This is a genomic window from Micromonospora sp. DH14 (assembly GCF_029809455.1).
GTDB lineage: Bacteria > Actinomycetota > Actinomycetes > Mycobacteriales > Micromonosporaceae > Micromonospora > Micromonospora parva.
In genome coordinates this window covers 186,068-203,071 of sequence record NZ_JARVKT010000005.1, presented here as the reverse complement: position 1 = coordinate 203,071, position 17,004 = coordinate 186,068, and the positions used below count along the sequence as shown (strand labels likewise).

Annotated in this window: 16 protein-coding genes; 8 read left to right on the top strand and 8 right to left on the bottom strand. The window is 72.4% G+C overall.

All coding sequences use genetic code 11. The features are described from left to right. Window positions 1-30 precede the first annotated feature (30 nt). Window positions 31-984, top strand: a complete 954-nt coding sequence (locus tag QCZ28_RS09880; RefSeq protein ID WP_279516297.1) for a helix-turn-helix domain-containing protein — start codon at window positions 31-33, stop codon at window positions 982-984. An 8-nt stretch (window positions 985-992) separates the two neighbouring features. Here QCZ28_RS09880 and QCZ28_RS09875 read toward each other — a convergent pair whose 3' ends face one another. The 5 genes from QCZ28_RS09875 to QCZ28_RS09855 all read right to left on the bottom strand — a co-directional run bounded on the left by QCZ28_RS09875 (window position 993) and on the right by QCZ28_RS09855 (window position 6,305). Continuing rightward, entirely contained in the window at window positions 993-3,035 is a 2,043-nt protein-coding gene (locus tag QCZ28_RS09875) for a glycogen debranching N-terminal domain-containing protein (RefSeq protein WP_279516401.1), read from the bottom strand. 12 nt (window positions 3,036-3,047) lie between these two features. Further along, window positions 3,048-3,410: an SCP2 sterol-binding domain-containing protein gene (locus QCZ28_RS09870; protein WP_279516296.1), complete on the bottom strand. Its 363-nt coding sequence runs from the start codon at window positions 3,408-3,410 to the stop codon at window positions 3,048-3,050. An 80-nt stretch (window positions 3,411-3,490) separates the two neighbouring features. Continuing rightward, on the bottom strand, window positions 3,491-4,699 hold the full coding sequence (locus tag QCZ28_RS09865) for a hypothetical protein (RefSeq protein WP_279516295.1): 1,209 nt from the start codon (window positions 4,697-4,699) through the stop codon (window positions 3,491-3,493). After that, window positions 4,686-5,222 carry a sigma-70 family RNA polymerase sigma factor gene (locus tag QCZ28_RS09860; RefSeq protein WP_279516294.1) on the bottom strand — a complete coding sequence of 179 codons (537 nt, stop codon included), beginning with the start codon at window positions 5,220-5,222 and terminating at the stop codon, window positions 4,686-4,688. Before QCZ28_RS09860 ends, QCZ28_RS09865 begins: the two co-directional genes overlap by 14 nt. Before the next feature lie 72 nt (window positions 5,223-5,294). Next, on the bottom strand, window positions 5,295-6,305 hold the full coding sequence (locus QCZ28_RS09855) for a carboxypeptidase-like regulatory domain-containing protein (RefSeq protein ID WP_279516293.1): 1,011 nt from the start codon (window positions 6,303-6,305) through the stop codon (window positions 5,295-5,297). 240 nt (window positions 6,306-6,545) lie between these two features. Between QCZ28_RS09855 and QCZ28_RS09850 the strand changes: the two genes are divergently transcribed. The 3 genes from QCZ28_RS09850 to QCZ28_RS09840 all read left to right on the top strand — a co-directional run bounded on the left by QCZ28_RS09850 (window position 6,546) and on the right by QCZ28_RS09840 (window position 9,594). Beyond that, the gene (locus QCZ28_RS09850) at window positions 6,546-7,496 is read left to right on the top strand and encodes an SRPBCC family protein (RefSeq protein WP_279516292.1); all 951 of its coding nucleotides are present in this window, start codon (window positions 6,546-6,548) and stop codon (window positions 7,494-7,496) included. A 27-nt stretch (window positions 7,497-7,523) separates the two neighbouring features. Next, on the top strand, window positions 7,524-8,696 hold the full coding sequence (locus QCZ28_RS09845; RefSeq protein ID WP_279516291.1) for a glutathione-dependent formaldehyde dehydrogenase: 1,173 nt from the start codon (window positions 7,524-7,526) through the stop codon (window positions 8,694-8,696). A gap of 322 nt (window positions 8,697-9,018) precedes the next feature. Further along, a complete protein-coding gene (locus QCZ28_RS09840; RefSeq protein WP_279516290.1) occupies window positions 9,019-9,594 on the top strand; it encodes a GNAT family protein in 576 nt (191 codons plus the stop codon). Here QCZ28_RS09840 and QCZ28_RS09835 read toward each other — a convergent pair. Continuing rightward, the gene (locus tag QCZ28_RS09835; RefSeq protein ID WP_279516289.1) at window positions 9,591-10,610 is read right to left on the bottom strand and encodes an LD-carboxypeptidase; all 1,020 of its coding nucleotides are present in this window, start codon (window positions 10,608-10,610) and stop codon (window positions 9,591-9,593) included. The two genes, QCZ28_RS09840 and QCZ28_RS09835, sit on opposite strands and share 4 nt — an antisense overlap. Before the next feature lie 396 nt (window positions 10,611-11,006). On the opposite strand from QCZ28_RS09835, the gene QCZ28_RS09830 reads away from it, so the two are divergent. Further along, window positions 11,007-11,393, top strand: a complete 387-nt coding sequence (locus tag QCZ28_RS09830) for a DUF2267 domain-containing protein (RefSeq protein WP_279516288.1) — start codon at window positions 11,007-11,009, stop codon at window positions 11,391-11,393. A 30-nt stretch (window positions 11,394-11,423) separates the two neighbouring features. Here QCZ28_RS09830 and QCZ28_RS09825 read toward each other — a convergent pair whose 3' ends face one another. Continuing rightward, a complete protein-coding gene (locus QCZ28_RS09825) occupies window positions 11,424-12,902 on the bottom strand; it encodes a glutamate--cysteine ligase (protein WP_279516287.1) in 1,479 nt (492 codons plus the stop codon). A gap of 152 nt (window positions 12,903-13,054) precedes the next feature. On the opposite strand from QCZ28_RS09825, the gene QCZ28_RS09820 reads away from it, so the two are divergent. Beyond that, entirely contained in the window at window positions 13,055-13,393 is a 339-nt protein-coding gene (locus QCZ28_RS09820) for a DUF3817 domain-containing protein (RefSeq protein ID WP_279516400.1), read from the top strand. Between the two features lie 34 nt (window positions 13,394-13,427). Here QCZ28_RS09820 and QCZ28_RS09815 read toward each other — a convergent pair whose 3' ends face one another. Then, the gene (locus QCZ28_RS09815) at window positions 13,428-13,976 is read right to left on the bottom strand and encodes a hypothetical protein (protein ID WP_279516399.1); all 549 of its coding nucleotides are present in this window, start codon (window positions 13,974-13,976) and stop codon (window positions 13,428-13,430) included. Window positions 13,977-14,118: 142 nt separating this feature from the next. Between QCZ28_RS09815 and QCZ28_RS09810 the strand changes: the two genes are divergently transcribed. Both QCZ28_RS09810 and QCZ28_RS09805 read left to right on the top strand, forming a co-directional pair. Next, a complete protein-coding gene (locus QCZ28_RS09810; protein ID WP_279516286.1) occupies window positions 14,119-15,243 on the top strand; it encodes a Vms1/Ankzf1 family peptidyl-tRNA hydrolase in 1,125 nt (374 codons plus the stop codon). Then, complete coding sequence (locus QCZ28_RS09805; RefSeq protein WP_279516285.1) at window positions 15,236-16,990, top strand: thiamine pyrophosphate-binding protein; 1,755 nt, start codon at window positions 15,236-15,238, stop codon at window positions 16,988-16,990. Before QCZ28_RS09810 ends, QCZ28_RS09805 begins: the two co-directional genes overlap by 8 nt. Window positions 16,991-17,004 lie beyond the last annotated feature (14 nt).

Sequence of the window (17,004 nt, the reverse complement as noted above, 5' to 3'; positions counted from 1 at the left end):
GGGAACGCCAACCCCCGTACAGTTTCGGACATGGCCCTTGTCGCGATCGCCGCCACCGACGGGATGCTGCACTTCGAGCTGGCCCTGGCCTGCGAGGTCTTCGCCCACGACCCCTCCGGCCTGGCCGACCCCTGGTACGACGTGACGATCTGCGGCCCCGCCCCGGTCCGGGTCGGCCGCTTCCTGGTGGCGCCCGACGGCGGGTTGGACCGCCTGGCCCGAGCCGACACCGTGATCGTCCCGTCGATCGAGGACGTCGACGCGGACGTACCCCCCGACCTGCTCGACGCCGTCCGCGCGGCCCACCGGGCCGGCGCCCGGATGGTCTCCCTGTGCACCGGCGCGTTCGTGCTGGCCGCCGCCGGGGTGCTCGACGGGCTGCGGGCCACCACGCACTGGGCGCACACCGAGGCGCTGACCGCCCGCTATCCCCGGGTACGGGTCGACCCGGACGTGCTCTACGTCGACAACGGCTCCGTGCTCGCCTCCGCCGGCAAGGCTGCCGCGATCGACCTGTGCCTGCACCTGATCCGCCGCGACCACGGCTCGACCGTCGCCAACGCCGTCGCCCGCCGCCTGGTCGTGCCACCGCACCGCGCCGGTGGTCAGGCCCAGTACGTCACCACCCCGGTGCCGGCCCGTGACGACCACCCGCTGGCCAACCTGTTCCCCTGGGCCCTGGCGCGCCTGGACCAGCCGCTGACCGTCGAGGACCTGGCCCGGCAGGCGAACATGAGCTCCCGCAACCTGGCCCGCCACTTCCGGTCGGCCACCGGCACCACCCCACTTCTGTGGCTGTCGACGCAGCGGATCCGTCGCGCCCAGGAGTTGCTGGAGCAGACCGACGACAGCATCGACGCCGTCGCCGAGGCGGCCGGCATGGGCACCGCCGCGACGCTGCGTCGACACTTCCACCGCACCGTCGGCGTACCGCCGGACGCGTACCGGCGCACCTTCCGGGCCACCGGGCCGGGCGTCGGCTGACCGTTCCGTCAGCTCTGGTCGGGGCGTTGCCGGGCGAACGCGTCGCGCCTGCCCCAACGGCCGGGGATGTCCAGTAGCGCGATCCGCCCGAAGGTGGCGGGCAACGCCGGGTCCACGGCCAGGTGGTCCTCGTGCGGGTTGATACCGAGCATGGTGCGGAGAAGCAGCATGGTCGCCCCGCTGGACCACGCCTGCGGACTGCCGGCCGTCGGGTACCGGATCGGGAACTTGGTGGTGTCACGGTCGAACCCGCCGAACGCCTCGGGCAGCCGACCCTCGAAGTAGGTGGCCGCGGACAGGATGCCCTCGGCGATGCGGGCCGCCTCGTTGCCGAACCCGTACCGGCGCAGACCCCAGGCGATGAAGGAGTTGTCGAACGGCCAGACCGTACCGTTGTGGTAGCCGAGCGGGTTGTACCGGCGCTGCCCGTCGGCGAACGTCCGCACACCCCAACCGGAGAACAGCGCCGGACCCATCAGGTGCTCCACCACCCGGGGCGCCCGCTCCGGTGGCACGATGCCGCTCCACAACAAATGCCCGATGTTGGACGACAGGCTGTCCACGGCGGTGCCATCGTGGTCGAGCGCGAGGGCGTAGAAGCCGCGGTCCTCAAGCCAGAAGTCCCGGTTGAACCGCTCGTACAGCGCCGCCGCCTCGCTCTCCAGCCGTTCGGCGTAGGCCGGATCACCCCATACGGACCGGGCCAGCCGCGCCCCTCGGATCTTGGCGTCGTAGGCGTACCCCTGGGTTTCGCAGGTGGCCCTCGGGAAGCCCGGCAGCCGCCCGTCGGCGTAGGAGATGCTGTCCCAGGAGTCCTTCCAGCACTGGTTGTCCAGGCCGGTGACCTGGTTACGTCGCTGGTACCAGACGTAGCCGGTGGAGGTCAGGTCCGCGTACCTGTCGATCCAGGTCAGCGCCGCCCGAGCATCCTGCTCCAACTCCAGCACCAGCGCGGTGTCGCCGCTCCACCGCTCGTACTCGTCGAGCAGCACCACGAACAGCGGTGAGGCGTCCACAGTGCCGTAGTAAGGGGAGTGCGGCTGCTCCTCGAACGCGGCCGACTCCCCGTAGCGCAACTCGTGCAGGATCCGGCCCGGGTCCTCCTCCAGCACGTCGTCGGTCCGGGCGCCCTGCAACGACGCGAGAATCCGCAACGTCGGTGGGGTCAGCGACGGGGTGACCGGCAGGGTCTGCAAGCAGGTCAACAGGCTGTCGCGACCGAACAGGGTCATGAACCAGGGCAACCCGGCCGCGGGCACGCTCGCGCCGCCGAGCGACAGCGGGGCGAAGCGCAGCGCCGCCAGGTCCACCAGGCTGCGGTGGTAGACCTGCTGGAGGCCGACGCTGTCGGTGTCCAGGGTCGGGGCCGCCGCGACCCAGTCCCGCATGCTCGTGGGCAGGGTGGATTCGTCCGGCCGTTGGACCCGCAGGGCGGAGCGCAGGTCGACGCCGTCCGGACGCAACGCCAGCATGACGGCCTGCAACCGGGTCGACCACTGCTGCCCCGGGCGTAGCCGGACCGCGAACCGAAGGCCGCCCGGGTCGAACTGCGCGGGCTCACTCGCCGACACGACAACCTCACGGTGGTAGGTGCCCCGCCGGTAGCCCAGGCGCAACTCGTTCTTACCGACCTTGGTGTAGGAGGTGCCCGCCTTCTCCTCGATGTCGAACTTGATCTCGAAAATGTCGGCGAAGTCCGCTTCCACCTCCAGGCGCACGTCGAGCGTCATGTCCTCCTCGCCGTAGTTGAAGATCGTGACCGATTCGGTGAGGTCCGGGCCGATGCGCCGGCGCCGGATGGCCGACACGTCCGCCTCCACGTAGTCCACCGCCCTACCCGGCACCGCGAAGAACGTCACCTCGAAGTACTGGCTGTCATCCACCGACAGCGCCGTCATGCACTCACCGTCGACGGTGAGCCTCCAGCGGGACAGGAAGCGCGTGTCGGCGGCGAAGAGGCCGACCGGGGTGCTCGGGGACGACTTCACGTCCCCGCTGGCGTCGGAGACCATGAAGGTGTTCCCGTCGATGCACGCCACGGTGCCCGCGATGTCCCTCACCGGTCACGTCCCACTGTCGGGATCGTCGCGTCCGGACGGGCCGGACGTTCGCGGGAACAGCCGCCCGATGCGCAACGCCAGAGCGAGATCACCGTCGACGACGATCTCGCCCCGGGTGATCGCCGCCAGACCGTTCACCTCGCCCCGCGCCATCGCGTCCGCGACCTGCGCCGACACCTTGACCACCGTGGTGGCCGGACCACCACTCTTGATCACCCGCATCTGACCGTGGTCGATGTCCAGCAGCCACTGCTCCAGACGGCCGCCGTCGCGGATGTCGAACCGGACACTCCCGCAGACCTTGCTGAACCGCGGATCCTGGCCGGCGACCGCCAACCGCTCGAAGAAGTCGCTGGTCTCCGACATCCCACCTCCTCGGGCGCTGGTTGCAGCCGATGCCGGCTACCCGGTTCGGGTAACACCTAACGCCGGGCGGCACCAGTGGCTCAGGGAGCGAGTGAGAAGCGCGTCCAGGTGCTCCCGTCCGTGGTGATCAGGACGTGGTCCGGCTCGCCCGTCGAGCCGTCGTCGCTACCGAAGAGCCAGGCGAAACCGGGCGCGACGCTGACCGAACCGACGAGTCGGCCGTACTCCCGGGCGACTGTGAAGTGCCGCCCGTCGTCCCGGCTGACCAGCAGCCGGGCGCGGCGGTCGGGTTCGGCGCCCCCACCGGGCGTGACCGCCAGCAGGGACCCGTCCGACCCCACCGTGAGGTCGTAGTGGATCTGATTCGACAGCTCGGCACCGGTGTCCGTCCAGGTCTTCGCGCCGTCCGTGGTCCGCAACAGCCGCACCCCGTCTCCGGTGGTCGACGGTTCGGTCAACACGTACCCTTCCCGGTCGTTCAGCCCGACCGCCGTGATCACCTCGGCGTCGTCACCCGCCTCCCAGCTGGTCCAGGTCGCGCCGCGGTCGGCGCTGCGGGCGACAGTCGAGCCCCGGCCGCCCCCCATCCGGTACGTGGCCCAGATGCTGCCGTCGGCCGCCGGATAGAGGCTGAACAGTGGACGCCACGACGGTGCCGCGGCGGTGAGCCGGTACACCGTTCCGCTCGACGGATCCACCGCCAGCGGCTCCGCCACCGGCCCGCAGCCGAACCCGCAGAGCACCGGCCGAGCCGTCACCGGGAACGCCGGCACGGCGACGATCGCGGAGTTGCCGTCGCGCCAGGTGCGGCCGTAGTCGGTGGACAGGTGGGTCACCCCCGAGTCGGTGACCAGATAGGACCGTTCACCGAGGACCGAGAAGTCAGTGCCACTGCCAGGTGTCCCGGCCGCCGTGCCGGCCGCGCACCTGGTGCCCTCGAAGCGCGCCGCGTCCCAGTCCGACCAGCTGCGGCCGCCGTCGCCGGTGTACGCGAAGCGCACCACGCAGCCGTCGTGGCGCACGTCGACCCCGGAGGTCGGCCCGGTCAGCGTGAGTTGGCTGACCGACCCACCCGACGGTGGCGGCGGTTCGGCCGGCCTGGCCCGCTCCGGCCCGGACACCATCGGTACGACCGCCAGCCCGACCAGTGCGACCAGCGCGGTCGCTACCACCCCGACCGACCGGCGTCGACGGGACCGGGCCGTGGCGTGCAGCTCGTCGAGAGGCGGCTGCGACACGGCCTCGGTGATCGTGTCAACGTCGAATCCGGAGAACTCACGACCGGACATCGATCCTCCCAGCTTGGGTAGCGTCGGTTTCCCCCGTGGTGGTGTCGTCGGTGTCAGCGAGCAGCGCCGCCAGGGCGACCCGGCCCCGCGACAGCCGAGACTTGACCGTCCCGGACGACACGCCCAGCGTGGCGGCGACCTCGTCCACCGGCAGGTCGACGAGGTAGTGCAGGGCCAGCGCCTGCCGCTGCCCCTCCGGCAGCACGCGCAGCGCGGCGAGCAGGGCGAGGTGCTCCGGGGAGCGGTCGGCGACGGCCGGCGGCGGGCCGATCCGGCGCAGCAGCCCGTCCAGCACCCGACGGCGGCGGTACCGGCTGCGGGCCCAGTTCACCGCGACCCGACGCAACCACGCCTCCGGGTTGTCCAGCCCGGCGAACCGCCCCGGCGACACCAGCGCACGGGTGAACGCCTCCTGGACCGCCTCCTGCGCCTCGGTCAGGTCGCCGGTCACCGCGTACAGCTGGACCACCAGGCGCCGGAAACAGCCGGCGTACAGCTCGGAGATCAGATCGCCGTCGGACACCGCCACCCCCCTTCTCCACCACTCCCACCAACGGGCCGGGGAGAAGGTTCCGGTGGCTGGCCAGAATCCGGGTCAGTCGAGGTTGAAGTCCACCACGACCGGGGCCCGCCCGATCCGCACGCCGGTCGCGGCGTCGAAGCCGGCGGCGTCGCGGTGCCACACCGGCGGGGCGTACGCGCAGTCGCAGCGCAGCTTCACCCGCTGCCCGGGGAGCAGGCGCAGGGCGTAACCGCTGCCCACGTCCGCCACACCGGCCAGGTCCCCGGTGGCCGCGTCGAACGCGATCACCTGGGCGTAGGTGAGCAGCTCGTCGACCCGTACCGCCCCACTGAGCGGTGTCCCGGCGGGCAGCGCCTGATTCAGGGTCGCCGTCTGCTGGGCGCGCACCCGCACCGGCCGCGCCTGCTGCCGGCTGCCCACCCCACCGGACCAGACGGTCGCCAGGCCGGGGGCGGCGAACTGGACCGGCCAGTGGTACGGGCCGAGACCGGTGATCGTGTAGCGGCCGTCGTCGTCGGTCATCGGGCCGTGGTCGTCGTACTTCGGATCCGGCACGTACGGCACCACCATGACCCGGGCGCGGGGGACCGGCGCGCCCGTCGCCGCGTCGGTCACCACCCCGACGACGGTGCCGGGCGGATCGAGTCGGACGTCCGGCACAGCGGTCACCGCGCCGGCGCGCACCTGGACCACCCGGGCCCGCTCGCGCTCACCGGTGCCGCCGTGCCGGCCGACCCACTGCCAGCCGTGCGTCGTCGTGTCGTAGGGGCGCACCAGCAGCCGGTACCGCCCCGGGGCGACATCGCCGGTCACCAGGACACCCTGCTCGTCGGCGCAGCCTCCGTACCGCCCGAGCTGGTCCCCGCCGAGGGTGACCGCCGCCAACGCGGCGGCGTCCACCGGGACGAGCGCGGCGCAGGCCCGGGGGACCGGCGTGCCGGTCGCCGCGTCGCGCACCACCGTCCGGACGCCGCCGGGCGCGGACGACCCGGGGGGAGCCGCGGCGGCCGGCGCGGCGGCCTCCGTGACGAGCAGGGCGACGGCGACGGTGGCGGTCAGCTGGCGCAGGAGTGCGCGGCTCATGGGGGTGTCCTTCCGACGGCGCGACGGGTGGGCCGACGGTAACCGCTGACAGCGATCCATTTCGGTCAATGTCGCCATGTCGACCGTCGCTGGCCGGGTAACCGGCCACGCCCGCCCGGATCGGACGTTCTGCCGCGAACCCGACGCGTACGGCATCCGTACGACATAGCGTCACGGGGGCGGGACCACCGCCGCCCCCGGCAACGGACCGGCGGCGACGCCCACCTGAGAGGACCGGACATGAGTCGTGTCGACACCGTGCTCCTGCCCGAGCTGGACGGGCCGGTGCCGGCGACGCTGCCGCGCGCGCTCGGCCTGCTGAGCCTGGCCCTGGGCGTGGGCGCCCTGGCCGCGCCCGGACCTCTCGCGCGGATGACGGGCGTGGACGACAGCCCGACCGCCCGGTCCGTGCTCCCCGCCATCGGCCTGCGGGAGTTGGGCAGCGCCGCCGGCCTGCTCAGCGGCCGCCGCCCGGCCGGCTGGGCCTGGAGCCGGGTGGCCGGCGACGCGATGGACCTCGCAGTGCTCGGGCGGGCACTGGCCGACCGGGCTGGTGACCGCCGCCGCCGGGTCGCGCTGACCACCCTCGCCATCGCCGGCATCACCGCCGTGGACGTGCTCGCCGCCGTCCGCACCGGCCGGGCCCGACGGGCCCGCGCCCGGGTGATCCGGATGGAGATCGCGGTGACGGTGAACCGGTCGCCCGCCGAGGCGTACCGGTTCTGGCGGGACATGGAGAACCTGCCCCGGTTCATGGCCCACCTGGAATCCGTCCGCGCCGACGACCTGCGCCGCTCGCACTGGATCGCCAGGGGGCCGGCCGGGCACCGCGTCGAGTGGGACGCCGAGATCATCGACGACCAGCCGAACAAGTCGATCACCTGGCGGTCGCTGCCGGGAAGCCGGGTGCCCAACGCCGGCCGGGTCCGGTTCGTGCCCGCCCCCGGTGACCGGGGCACCGAGGTGCGGGTGGAGCTGCGCTACGCGCCGCCAGCGGGGGCGCTGGGGCGAGCGGTGGCGAAGCTCTTCGGCGAGGAACCCGAGCAGCAGGTCCGTGACGACCTGCGCCGGTTCAAGCAGGTGCTGGAGACCGGCGAGGTCGTCCGCTCCGAGGGCAGCCCCAACGGCATCTCCGTACGCCAACAGGCCATGCAGCGTCCCGCCCAGCCGCTGCCGCCGTCCCGTCGCTGACCGTCCACGCTCCGAAAGGGACCGATAATGAAGGCCACCGCCTGGATGGGCGCCGACAGCGTCAAGGTCATCGACGTACCCGACCCGAAGATCATGAACGCCCGGGACGCGATCGTGCGGATCAGCACCACCGCGATCTGCGGCTCCGACCTGCACCTCTACCACGGCTACATTCCCGCGATGCGCAAGGGCGACATCCTCGGCCACGAGTTCATGGGCGAGGTGGTGGAGGTGGGCCCGCAGGTCCGCAACCTCGCCCCCGGCGACCGGGTGGTGGTGCCCTTCCCGATCGCCTGCGGGCACTGCGCCTCCTGCCAGCGCGGCCTCTACTCGGTCTGCGAGAACTCCAACCCGAACGCCGGCATCGCCGAGAAGATCATGGGGCACTCGCCGGCCGGCATCTTCGGCTACTCCCACCTGCTCGGCGGGTACGCGGGCGGCCAGGCCGAGTACGCCCGGGTGCCGTTCGCCGACGTCGGCCCGATCAAGGTGCCGGACGAGATCAGCGACGACCAGGCGGTCACGCTGGCCGACGTGTTTCCCACCGGCTACATGGGCGCCGAGATGTGCGACATCAAACCCGGTCAGGTGATCGCCGTCTGGGGCGCCGGGCCGGTCGGGCTGCTCGCCGCGGCCAGCGCCCGGCTGCTCGGCGCGGAGCGGGTCATCATCATCGACCGGTTCCCGTACCGGCTGCGGCTGGCCGAGGAGCACATCGGCGCCGAGACGATCAACTACGAGTCCGTCGACGTGCTGGACACGCTCAACACGATGACCGCCGGCCGGGGCCCCGACGCGTGCATCGACGCGGTGGGCCTGGAGAGCCACCACGGCAACACCGCCATGTACGCGTACGACCGGGCCAAGCAGGCCGCGCGGGTCGAGACGGAACGGCCGTTCGCCCTTCGGCAGGCGATCCTGGCCTGCCGCTCCGGAGGGGTGGTCTCGGTCATCGGCGCGTACGGCGGCTTCGTCGACAAGTTCCCGATGGGCGCGTTCATGAACCGGTCGCTGGTCATGCGGACCGGTCAGTGCCACGTTCAGCGCTACACCCGACCGCTGCTGGAGCGCATCCAGCGCGGCGAGATCGACCCGAGCTTCATCGTCAGCCACCGGATGCCGCTGCGCGACGCCCCGAAGGGCTACAAGATCTTCCAGAAGAAGCAGGACGACTGTACGAAGGTGCTGCTCAAGGTCTGACCAGGCGCAGAGGTGCCGGCGGGGCGGGGGAGTGCCGCACCGCCTTTGGAGCTGATGTCGCAAACGAATCAGCCCCGGCTGGTCTGGGATCTCCTGCCCTGGGGAGACGAGCGGCCGGATGCGTGCTGTCGTAACGCTCCGGGCGCCTGATGCCGTCAGTGAATCAGCTCCAAAGGACCCGGCCACCGCCCCGGCCACCGCCTCGGTCACCGCCCCGGCCACCGCCCCGGCCACCATCTCGGCCACCACCGCGGGTCGCCCTCCGTCCACACGGCGCAGACGCGGGGCGCGCCTCACCACGTCGGGCAGCTAGCGTGTCGCCATGGAGAGTGGTGGCACGTCGCTGCCGGCCTCGGCCGACCTCACTATCCGCCTGCGGCCGGTTGCCGAGCCCGACCTGGCGATGTTCCGACGGTTACGCACCGAGCCGGGCCTGATCGGTCTGGACTGGGCCGGCTTCACGGACGCCGGCGCGCCGGCGCGGCGGTTCGCCGTCGACGGCTACCTCGGCGAGGACGACGGGCGGCTCATCGTCGAGGTCGAACACGAACGGGCCGCCGCCGGCATCGTCAGCTACAGCGCGGGGCGCTACGCCGGTCGGGCGTCGTACTGGTCGATCGGCATCGTCCTGCTGCCACCATGGCGGGGGCGGGGCATCGGCTGGCGCGCGCAGGCGTTGCTCTGCGACTACCTCTTCCAGCACACCCCGGCGCAGCGCATCCAGGCCGGCACCCACCCGGAGAACGTGGCCGAGCAGCGGGCGCTGGAGAAGGCCGGCTTCCAGTTGGAGGGAATCGTGCGGGCCAGCGAGTTCCGGGCCGGCCGGTGGCGCGACGGGTACCTCTACAGCCGGTTGCGCGACGACCCTTCCCCCTGGGACGCGGCGACCGGAGGCTAACGCGGGCGGACTCCCGGCTGCACCGTCAAGGTCCCGGCCTCGGCGTCGATGGTGGCCCGCGCGCCGAGCGGAACGGTGAGCTGCCCGTTGCCGTGTCCCAGCCGTAACCCGCCCAGGACCGGCACGCCGAGGTCGTACAGGCGGTCCTTCAGCACCCCCGCCGCGTCCCACTCACCCGGACCACCGACGCTGTTGGTGATCTGACCGATGGCCACCCCGGCGACCCGGGACAGCACACCCACCCGGCGCAGCTCGGTCACCATCCTGTCGATGCTGTACGGAGCCTCGTCCACGTCCTCGAAGAACAGGATCGCGTCGTCGAACCTCGGGGCGTCCTCCGCGCCGAGCGAGGTGGAGATCAACGTCAGGCAGCCGCCGAGCAGGGGACCGGACGCCCGCCCGGGCGCCAGGACGGGGGCTGCCGTCTCGGCCGGATCCCTGGTGATCGTGACGGGATCGGTGGTCATCACCGCCCTGCGCAGCGCCTCGGCCGAGTCGGGGCCGGTGCGGGCGTCGTTCCAGTTGACCATGGGGCCGTAGAAGGTGACCAGGCCGATCTCGCGCCAGAGCTTGCCCTGAATGCTGGTGATGTCGCTGAAGCCGACGACCACCCGGGGGTCCCGGCGCAGACCGGAGACGTCGATCTGGTCGACGATCCGCTGGGTGCCGTACCCGCCACGGGCGGCGAAGACAGCACGAACCCCCGGGTCGTTGAGCGCGGCGTTCAGGTCGGCGAGCCGCTGCGCGTCGGTGCCGGCCAGGTAGCCGTACCTGGCGAACACGTTCGCGCCCAGCTCGACCTCCAGGCCCCAGCCGCGCAGGATCTCGATGCCGCGGGCCATGGCGGTGGGGTCGGGGGTGCCGCCGGGCGACACGACCCGGACCCGGTCACCGGGTGACAGCACCGGCGCCCGCAGGACGCGCTTCGCACCACCCGGCGTGGCCTGCGCGGACGCGGCCTCCGCCGAGCCGCCGAGCGCCGCGCCGCCGGCCGCCGCCGCTCCCATCCGCAGCATTCGTCGACGGGACAGGGGCACCCGAGCGGGCCCCTGGATCGTGGCTGGGTCTGTTCCAGAAGCGGTCACCGGCGCGTCCCCTCATCGTGATCAGACGATGTGCGAGCCGCCCCAGCCTACGGCAGTCATCAATGCGATGTGGGGTCCACAAGGGACCTCGTTCACCCCAGCGGGCGCGCGGTGCCCCCGAATCGAGGGCTTCCCGCACCGCCCGACGTGGCTCAGCCGGTGACCGGGTGACCCGTCCGGTTCGCGGCGGTCTGCGAGGGCTCGCGCGTCGACGGCGGGAAGTCCGGGTCCGCGCGTGACCCGTTTGTGGCCGGAGAGCGTGGGAACTCGCCGCGTTCGTCCGCAGGCGCGCCTGACGGCATGCCGACGAGACCGAAGGAGCGGGGCATGGAGTACGAGCAGATGATCGCCACGGTACGACAGCGCGCGGGTCTCGGTGAGAACGAGGCCGTGCGGTCCATCCAGGCCGTCCTGTCGGTGCTCGGTGAACGGCTCGCCGGCCAGGAGGCCGACAACCTGGCGGCCCAGCTGCCGGACGGGCTGGACGCGTCCGTCACCCGCAATCCGCAGGGTCGCCGGTGGGACGTCGGTGAGTTTCTCAAGCACGTCGGCGACCGGGAGCAGGTCGCGAACGCGGACGAGGTGCGCCAGCACGCCCAGGCGGTGTTGCGGACCGTCGCCGATGCGCTGAATGACGACGAGCGACACGACCTGTTCGCCCAGCTTCCCGGCGGCATCACCGATCTGTTCGGCGTTCCCACCCCGCGCGGCTGAGCTCCGCGCCGATCGGGCCACCCGGGGCGCTCACGGGATCGGCCACTCGTGCACCGGCCGGTTGCTGTGCATCAGGTCCACGTAGTGCCGGACCACCTCGCGCAGCGCCGCCGGCCGGTCCAGGTGGTCGGCGGTCTCCAGCCGGTGCAGTGTCTCCACCTGCCAGGTCGCCCCGTTGCGGCCGGTCAGGCAGCGCTGCTCGATGATGCCGAGCAGTCGGTCGCGCTCGCCCGGGTCGAGCCCCCACCGGTCCAGGCCGTGATGCGCCATCGGCAGCAACCGGCGCAGCACCAGCTCGGTGACCGGCAGGTAGCCCAGACCGGGCCAGAAGACCTGCGCGTCGATGCCGTGCCGGGCGCAACTGGTGAAGTTCTCCTCGGCGGCGCTGAACGACATCTGCGACCACAGTGGCCGGTCCGATTCGGCCAGGGCGCGCACCAACCCGAAGTAGAAGGCGCCGTTGGCGACGGTGTCCAGCACGGTCGGCCCGGCGGGCAGCACCCGATTCTCCACCCGCAGGTGCGGACGACCACGCGACACGTCGTACACCGGGCGGTTCCACCGGTAGACGGTGCCGTTGTGCAGGCGCAGCTCGGCCAGATTGGGCACCTCGCCGGCCGCGAGCGCCTGTGCCGGGTCCTCCGGGTCGCAGACCGGAAGCAGCGCCGGGAAGTAGCGCACGTTCTCCTCGAACAGGTCGAAGACGCTGGTGATCCAGCGTTCGCCGAACCAGACGCGGGGGCGTACCCCCTGGGCTTTGATCTCTTCCGACCGGGTGTCGGTGGCCTGCTGGAACAGCGGAATGCGGGTCTCGCGCCACAGCTCCCGGCCGAAGAACAGGGGCGAGTTCGCGCCGACAGCGACCTGGATGCCGGCCACCGCCTGCGCGGCGTTCCAGTAGTCGGCGAACTGGGCCGGACTGACCTGCAGGTGGAACTGGGTGCTGGTGCAGGCCGCCTCCGGGGTGATCGTGTCGGCGGTGACCGCCAGGCGTTCCACCCCACTGATGGCGATCGGCAGATCCTCACCGCGGGCCGCGAAGATCTGCTCGTTGAGCAGCTTGTAGCGCGGATTGGCCGACAGCGTCTCGGCGGTCAGGTGCTCGGGGCGCAACGTCGGCAGGATGCCGATCATGACCATGTGCGCGCCGATCGCCCGGGCCTTCACCTCGGCGGCGTTGAGGCTGGCCCGCACGTACTCCTCGAAGTCGGCGGTGCCGGTGCCGGTCAGCCGGCGCGGCGGCACGTTGATCTCGATGTTGAACTGGCCCAGCTCGGTCTGGAAGCTCTCATCGGCGATGGCCGCCAGCACGTCGGCGTTGCGCATCGCCGGGTTCGACGCCTCGTCGACCAGATTCAGCTCGATCTCGACGCCGGTCATCGGCCGGTCGAGGTCGAAACGGGACTCGCGCAGCATCTCGGCGAAGACGTCCAGACAGCGGCGGACCTTGTCGCGATAGCGGGCCCGATCCTCCCGACTGAAGGTTCGCACGCCGACGTCCTCGCCCATGGTCACCACCCCGTCACCGCTGGTCCCCCTAACCTCGCACTGATCGGCGGGCAGGGGAAGACCCGATGGTCCTTTCCTACCCAGTCGCCCGCCCCGCCACCCCGACCAGGGCCGACCGATAGCATTGCGCCCCGAGAGGTGGTGGCGTGCGAATGCGCGAGAAGGTGACCCGGCTGTTCGTCGCGGCGGCGATCGCCGAGGCCTGCTCCTGGCTGGCCCTGCTGGTCGGCATGCTGGTCAAGTACGGCCCGACCGACAATGAGCTGGGCGTCAAGATCTTCGGGCCGATCCACGGCGGCCTGTTCGTCGCGTACGTCCTGCTGGTGCTCGCCGTGGCCCGGCTGCACCGGTGGAGCCTGCTGGCCACGGCGGTGGCCCTGGCCAGCGCGGTGCCGCCGTTCGCCACCCTGGCCTTCGAACGCTGGGCCCGTCGCCGCGCGATGCTCGGCGTCGACCGGCAGCCGGTCCGCGAGCCCGCCCCCGTCGGCTGAACCACCGACCGGCGGACGAGCCCGCCGGGACCGATCAGGTCAGCGCGGAGCAGGCCACCACGCCGGCCAGCAGCAGCGAGCCCACCAACGCCTGCAACAGCAGCGGTGGCCCGAGGTGCGACCAGAGCGTCGCGGTACGCGGGGTCAGCAGCTGCCCGGTGGTGAGGTTGACGATCCGTTCGATCCGGGGCGGCAGCTCCGGGTCGCGTTGCGGGCGCACCGTGAGCTGCACCTGGTCCGCCGGGTGCAGGGCACTCTGCGGCAGGTGACCGTGCAGCTCCACCTCGCAGAGCTGGCCGGCGGTGTTGCGCAGCCGCACCGGTGTGACCAGGTATTCCGGGCCCTGCTTCAGCTCCTTCCAGCGGCGCCGGGTGCCGCCGCCGCCGAAGGAGAAGAGCGAGCGCAGCAACAGGGCGGGCAGCCGGGCGAAGGCCGCCGCGGCGAGCACCGCCACCAGCACCGGCTGACCGATGCGTACCTCCCGGGTGTAGCCGTCGAGCAGGCGGATCAGCCGCCCGGTGACGATTCGTTCCGTCGGGTACACGATCCGTCGGGAATCGAGTCCGCTGTCCATTTCCACCACCGAGAGTTCGCGTGTGTTCACAGATCGTATCGACGTCTTCGGTTGAACGACGTGAATGAAACCTGGTCACGGGCTCACGACCGCGAGGTGACATCCCCGACGACCCGGGTAAGCGGGGGGCCGAGCTGGAAAGGGGTCGAGCATGCAGCTGTCCTTCCTGCGCCCGCTCTACGACCGTCCCGGGCCGTGGTGCTCGGTGTATCTGGACGCCTCCGCGGACACGGAGGACGCCCACCCCGCCCTGGATCTGCGCTGGCGTGCCCTGGAACGCCGCCTGGCCGAACAGGGGGCGGACGAGGCGAGCATCGCCGCGCTGGACCGGGTGATCCGAGGTCACGACCCGATGGTCGGGGACTACGGCCTGGCGGTCTTCGCCAGTCACGGCCGGGTGGTGCTCTCCGAGTACCTGTCCGCGCCACCACTGCGCGACCTGGCCCACGTCGGCCCGCTGCCGCACGTGATGCCGCTGCTCGCCCAGCGCGGCGAGCAGGTGGCCTGGGTGCGGGTGGTCGCCGACCGGGTCGGCGCCGACGCGATGGCGGTCAGCGCCGGCGGGGTGCCCCGGCGGGCGCACGTCGCCGGCCGGGACGAGTACCCGCTGCGGCGGGCGAAGCCCGGTGGCTGGTCCCAGTCGCGCTATCAGCGGGCGGCCATGGAGGCGTGGCACCAGAACGCCGGCGACGTCACCGCGGCGACAGTGCAACTGGCTGACCGGGTCGGCGCGGACGTGGTGGTGGTGGCCGGCGACGTCCGGGCCACCGGCATGATCGCCGCCCAGATGCCGGAGCGCTGGCAGGACCTGGTGGTACGCACCGATGCCGGGTCCCGGGCCGGCGGCGCCGACCAGACGATGCTGGACGACCTCACCGTGCAGACCATCGCGGAGATCGCCGACCAGCGGATCAGCGCCGCGCTGGACAAGTTCGGCGTACAGGAGGACGTCGGCGGCGGCCTCGACGCGGTCGTCTCGGCCCTGCAACGCAACCAGGTGGACATGATGCTCATCGTGGACGACCCGTCGGCCAACGGTGAGCTGTGGATCGGGGCGGAACCCACCGAGATCGCCGTCGACCCGGGGCAGTTGGCCGCCATGTCGGTGGCCGACCCGCAGCGGGTACGCGCCGACGCGGCGCTGGTCCGGGCGCTCGTCGGCACCGACGCGGCGCTGACCGTGCTCGGCGCGGACGAGGCGCCGGACCTGACCGACGGCGTGGGCGCGGTACTGCGCTACGTCGACCCCGGCACACCGGGGCGCGGCAATGGCTGACCGCTCGGTGGCCGACGTGGTGGTCGAGCGGCTCCTGGCCTGGCGGGTGCCCCGCGCCTTCGGGTACCCGGGGGAGGCGATCGCCCCGCTGGTCGACGCGCTGGACCGCACCGGCGGGGAGCCGGCGTTCATCCCGGCCCGGCACGAGGAGACCGCCTCGTTCATGGCCACCGGGCACGCCAAGTTCACCGGCGGCATCGGGGTCTGCCTCGCCACCCAGGGGCCCAGCGCCGTCCAGCTGCTCAACGGCCTCTACGACGCCAAGCTGGACAGCAAGCCGGTGGTGGCCATCGTCGGTGAGGACATCTCCGGGCCGCTCGGCGGGGCGCACCAGGAGATCGGGCTGAGTCGGCTCTTCGCTGACGTGTGCAACCAGTTCGTCCGGTACGGTCGCCGCCCCGAGGAGGTGGGGGCGCTGCTGGACCAGGCGTTCCGGACGGCGGCGGCGACCCGCAGCCCGACCTGCGTGGTGCTGCCCCGGCAGTTGCAGGAGGCGCTGGTACCCGACCCGCAGTCGTACGGCGCCGGGGTGATCACGGCGACCCCCGGCGAGCCGTTGGCCCGGGTCCTGCCGCACGAGGCGGACCTGGACGCGGCCGCGCAACTGCTCAGCGGCGGCCAGCGGACCGCGATCCTGGTGGGCCAGGGTGGTCGGGACGCCGCCGCCGAGATCATCGAGATGGCCGACCGGCTCGGCGCCGGGGTGGCCACCTCACTGCTGGGCAAGCCGGTGCTCGACGAGCGGTTGCCGTTTCACACCGGGGTGCTCGGCGAGGTCGGCACACCGGCGGCGGCCGAGCTGATGGGTGGCTGCGACACCCTGCTGATGGTCGGCACCAACGACCCGTGGACCGACTACTTCCCGATGCCGGAGCAGGCGCGCACGGTGCAGATCGACATCGACGGCCGCCGGATCGGCACCCGGTACCCGGCCGACGTACCGCTGGTCGGTGACGCCGCCGAGACCCTACGGGCGCTGCTGAGCCGGGTGCGCGGTCGGCCCGAGCAGCGGTGGCGGGCCACTGTGGAGAGTTCGGTGGACCGGTGGCGGGAGGCCGCCGCCGAGCGGGCCGCCGCCGCCGCGGACCCGGTCAACCCGCAGCTCGTCCTGCAGGAGTTGTCCGCCCGGCTGCCCGGCACCGGCGCGGTGGCTGTCGACGTCGGCTCAGTCCTCTACTGGTACGCCCGGCACCTCACCCTGCCACCCGGGGTCAACGCGCAGCTGTGCGGCACCCTCGGGTCGATGGGCTGCGCGCTGCCGTACGCGGTGGCGGCCAAGCTCGCCGCCCCGGACCAGCCGGTGGTGGCGCTGGTCGGCGACGGGGCGATGCAGCTCAACGGGCTCGCCGAGCTGATCACCGTGTCGCACCTCTGGCAGCGGTGGAGCGACCCCCGGCTGGTGGTGCTGGTGCTCAACAACCGGGACCAGAACGGGATGGGTGGCGGGCGGGAGCCGTCGTCCGACCCGACCCACCGCCGGCCCGACGTGCCGTACGCCGGCTGGGCCCGGCTGTTGGGGCTGCACGGGGTGCGGGTGGACCGTCCGGAGCTGGTCGGCGCGGCCTGGGACGAGGCCCTGGCCGCGGACCGCCCCTGCGTACTGGAGGCGGTCGTCGACCCGGCGGTGTCGCTGGCGCCGCCGGAGCCGGCGTTCGCCGACCTGCGCGGCCTGTACGCCGAGGGCGCCGCGGCCCGGAAGGTCCGCGAGCAGGTGGAGGTCACGGTGACCGCGGATGATCTCGTTTAGCGACTCCGGACCAG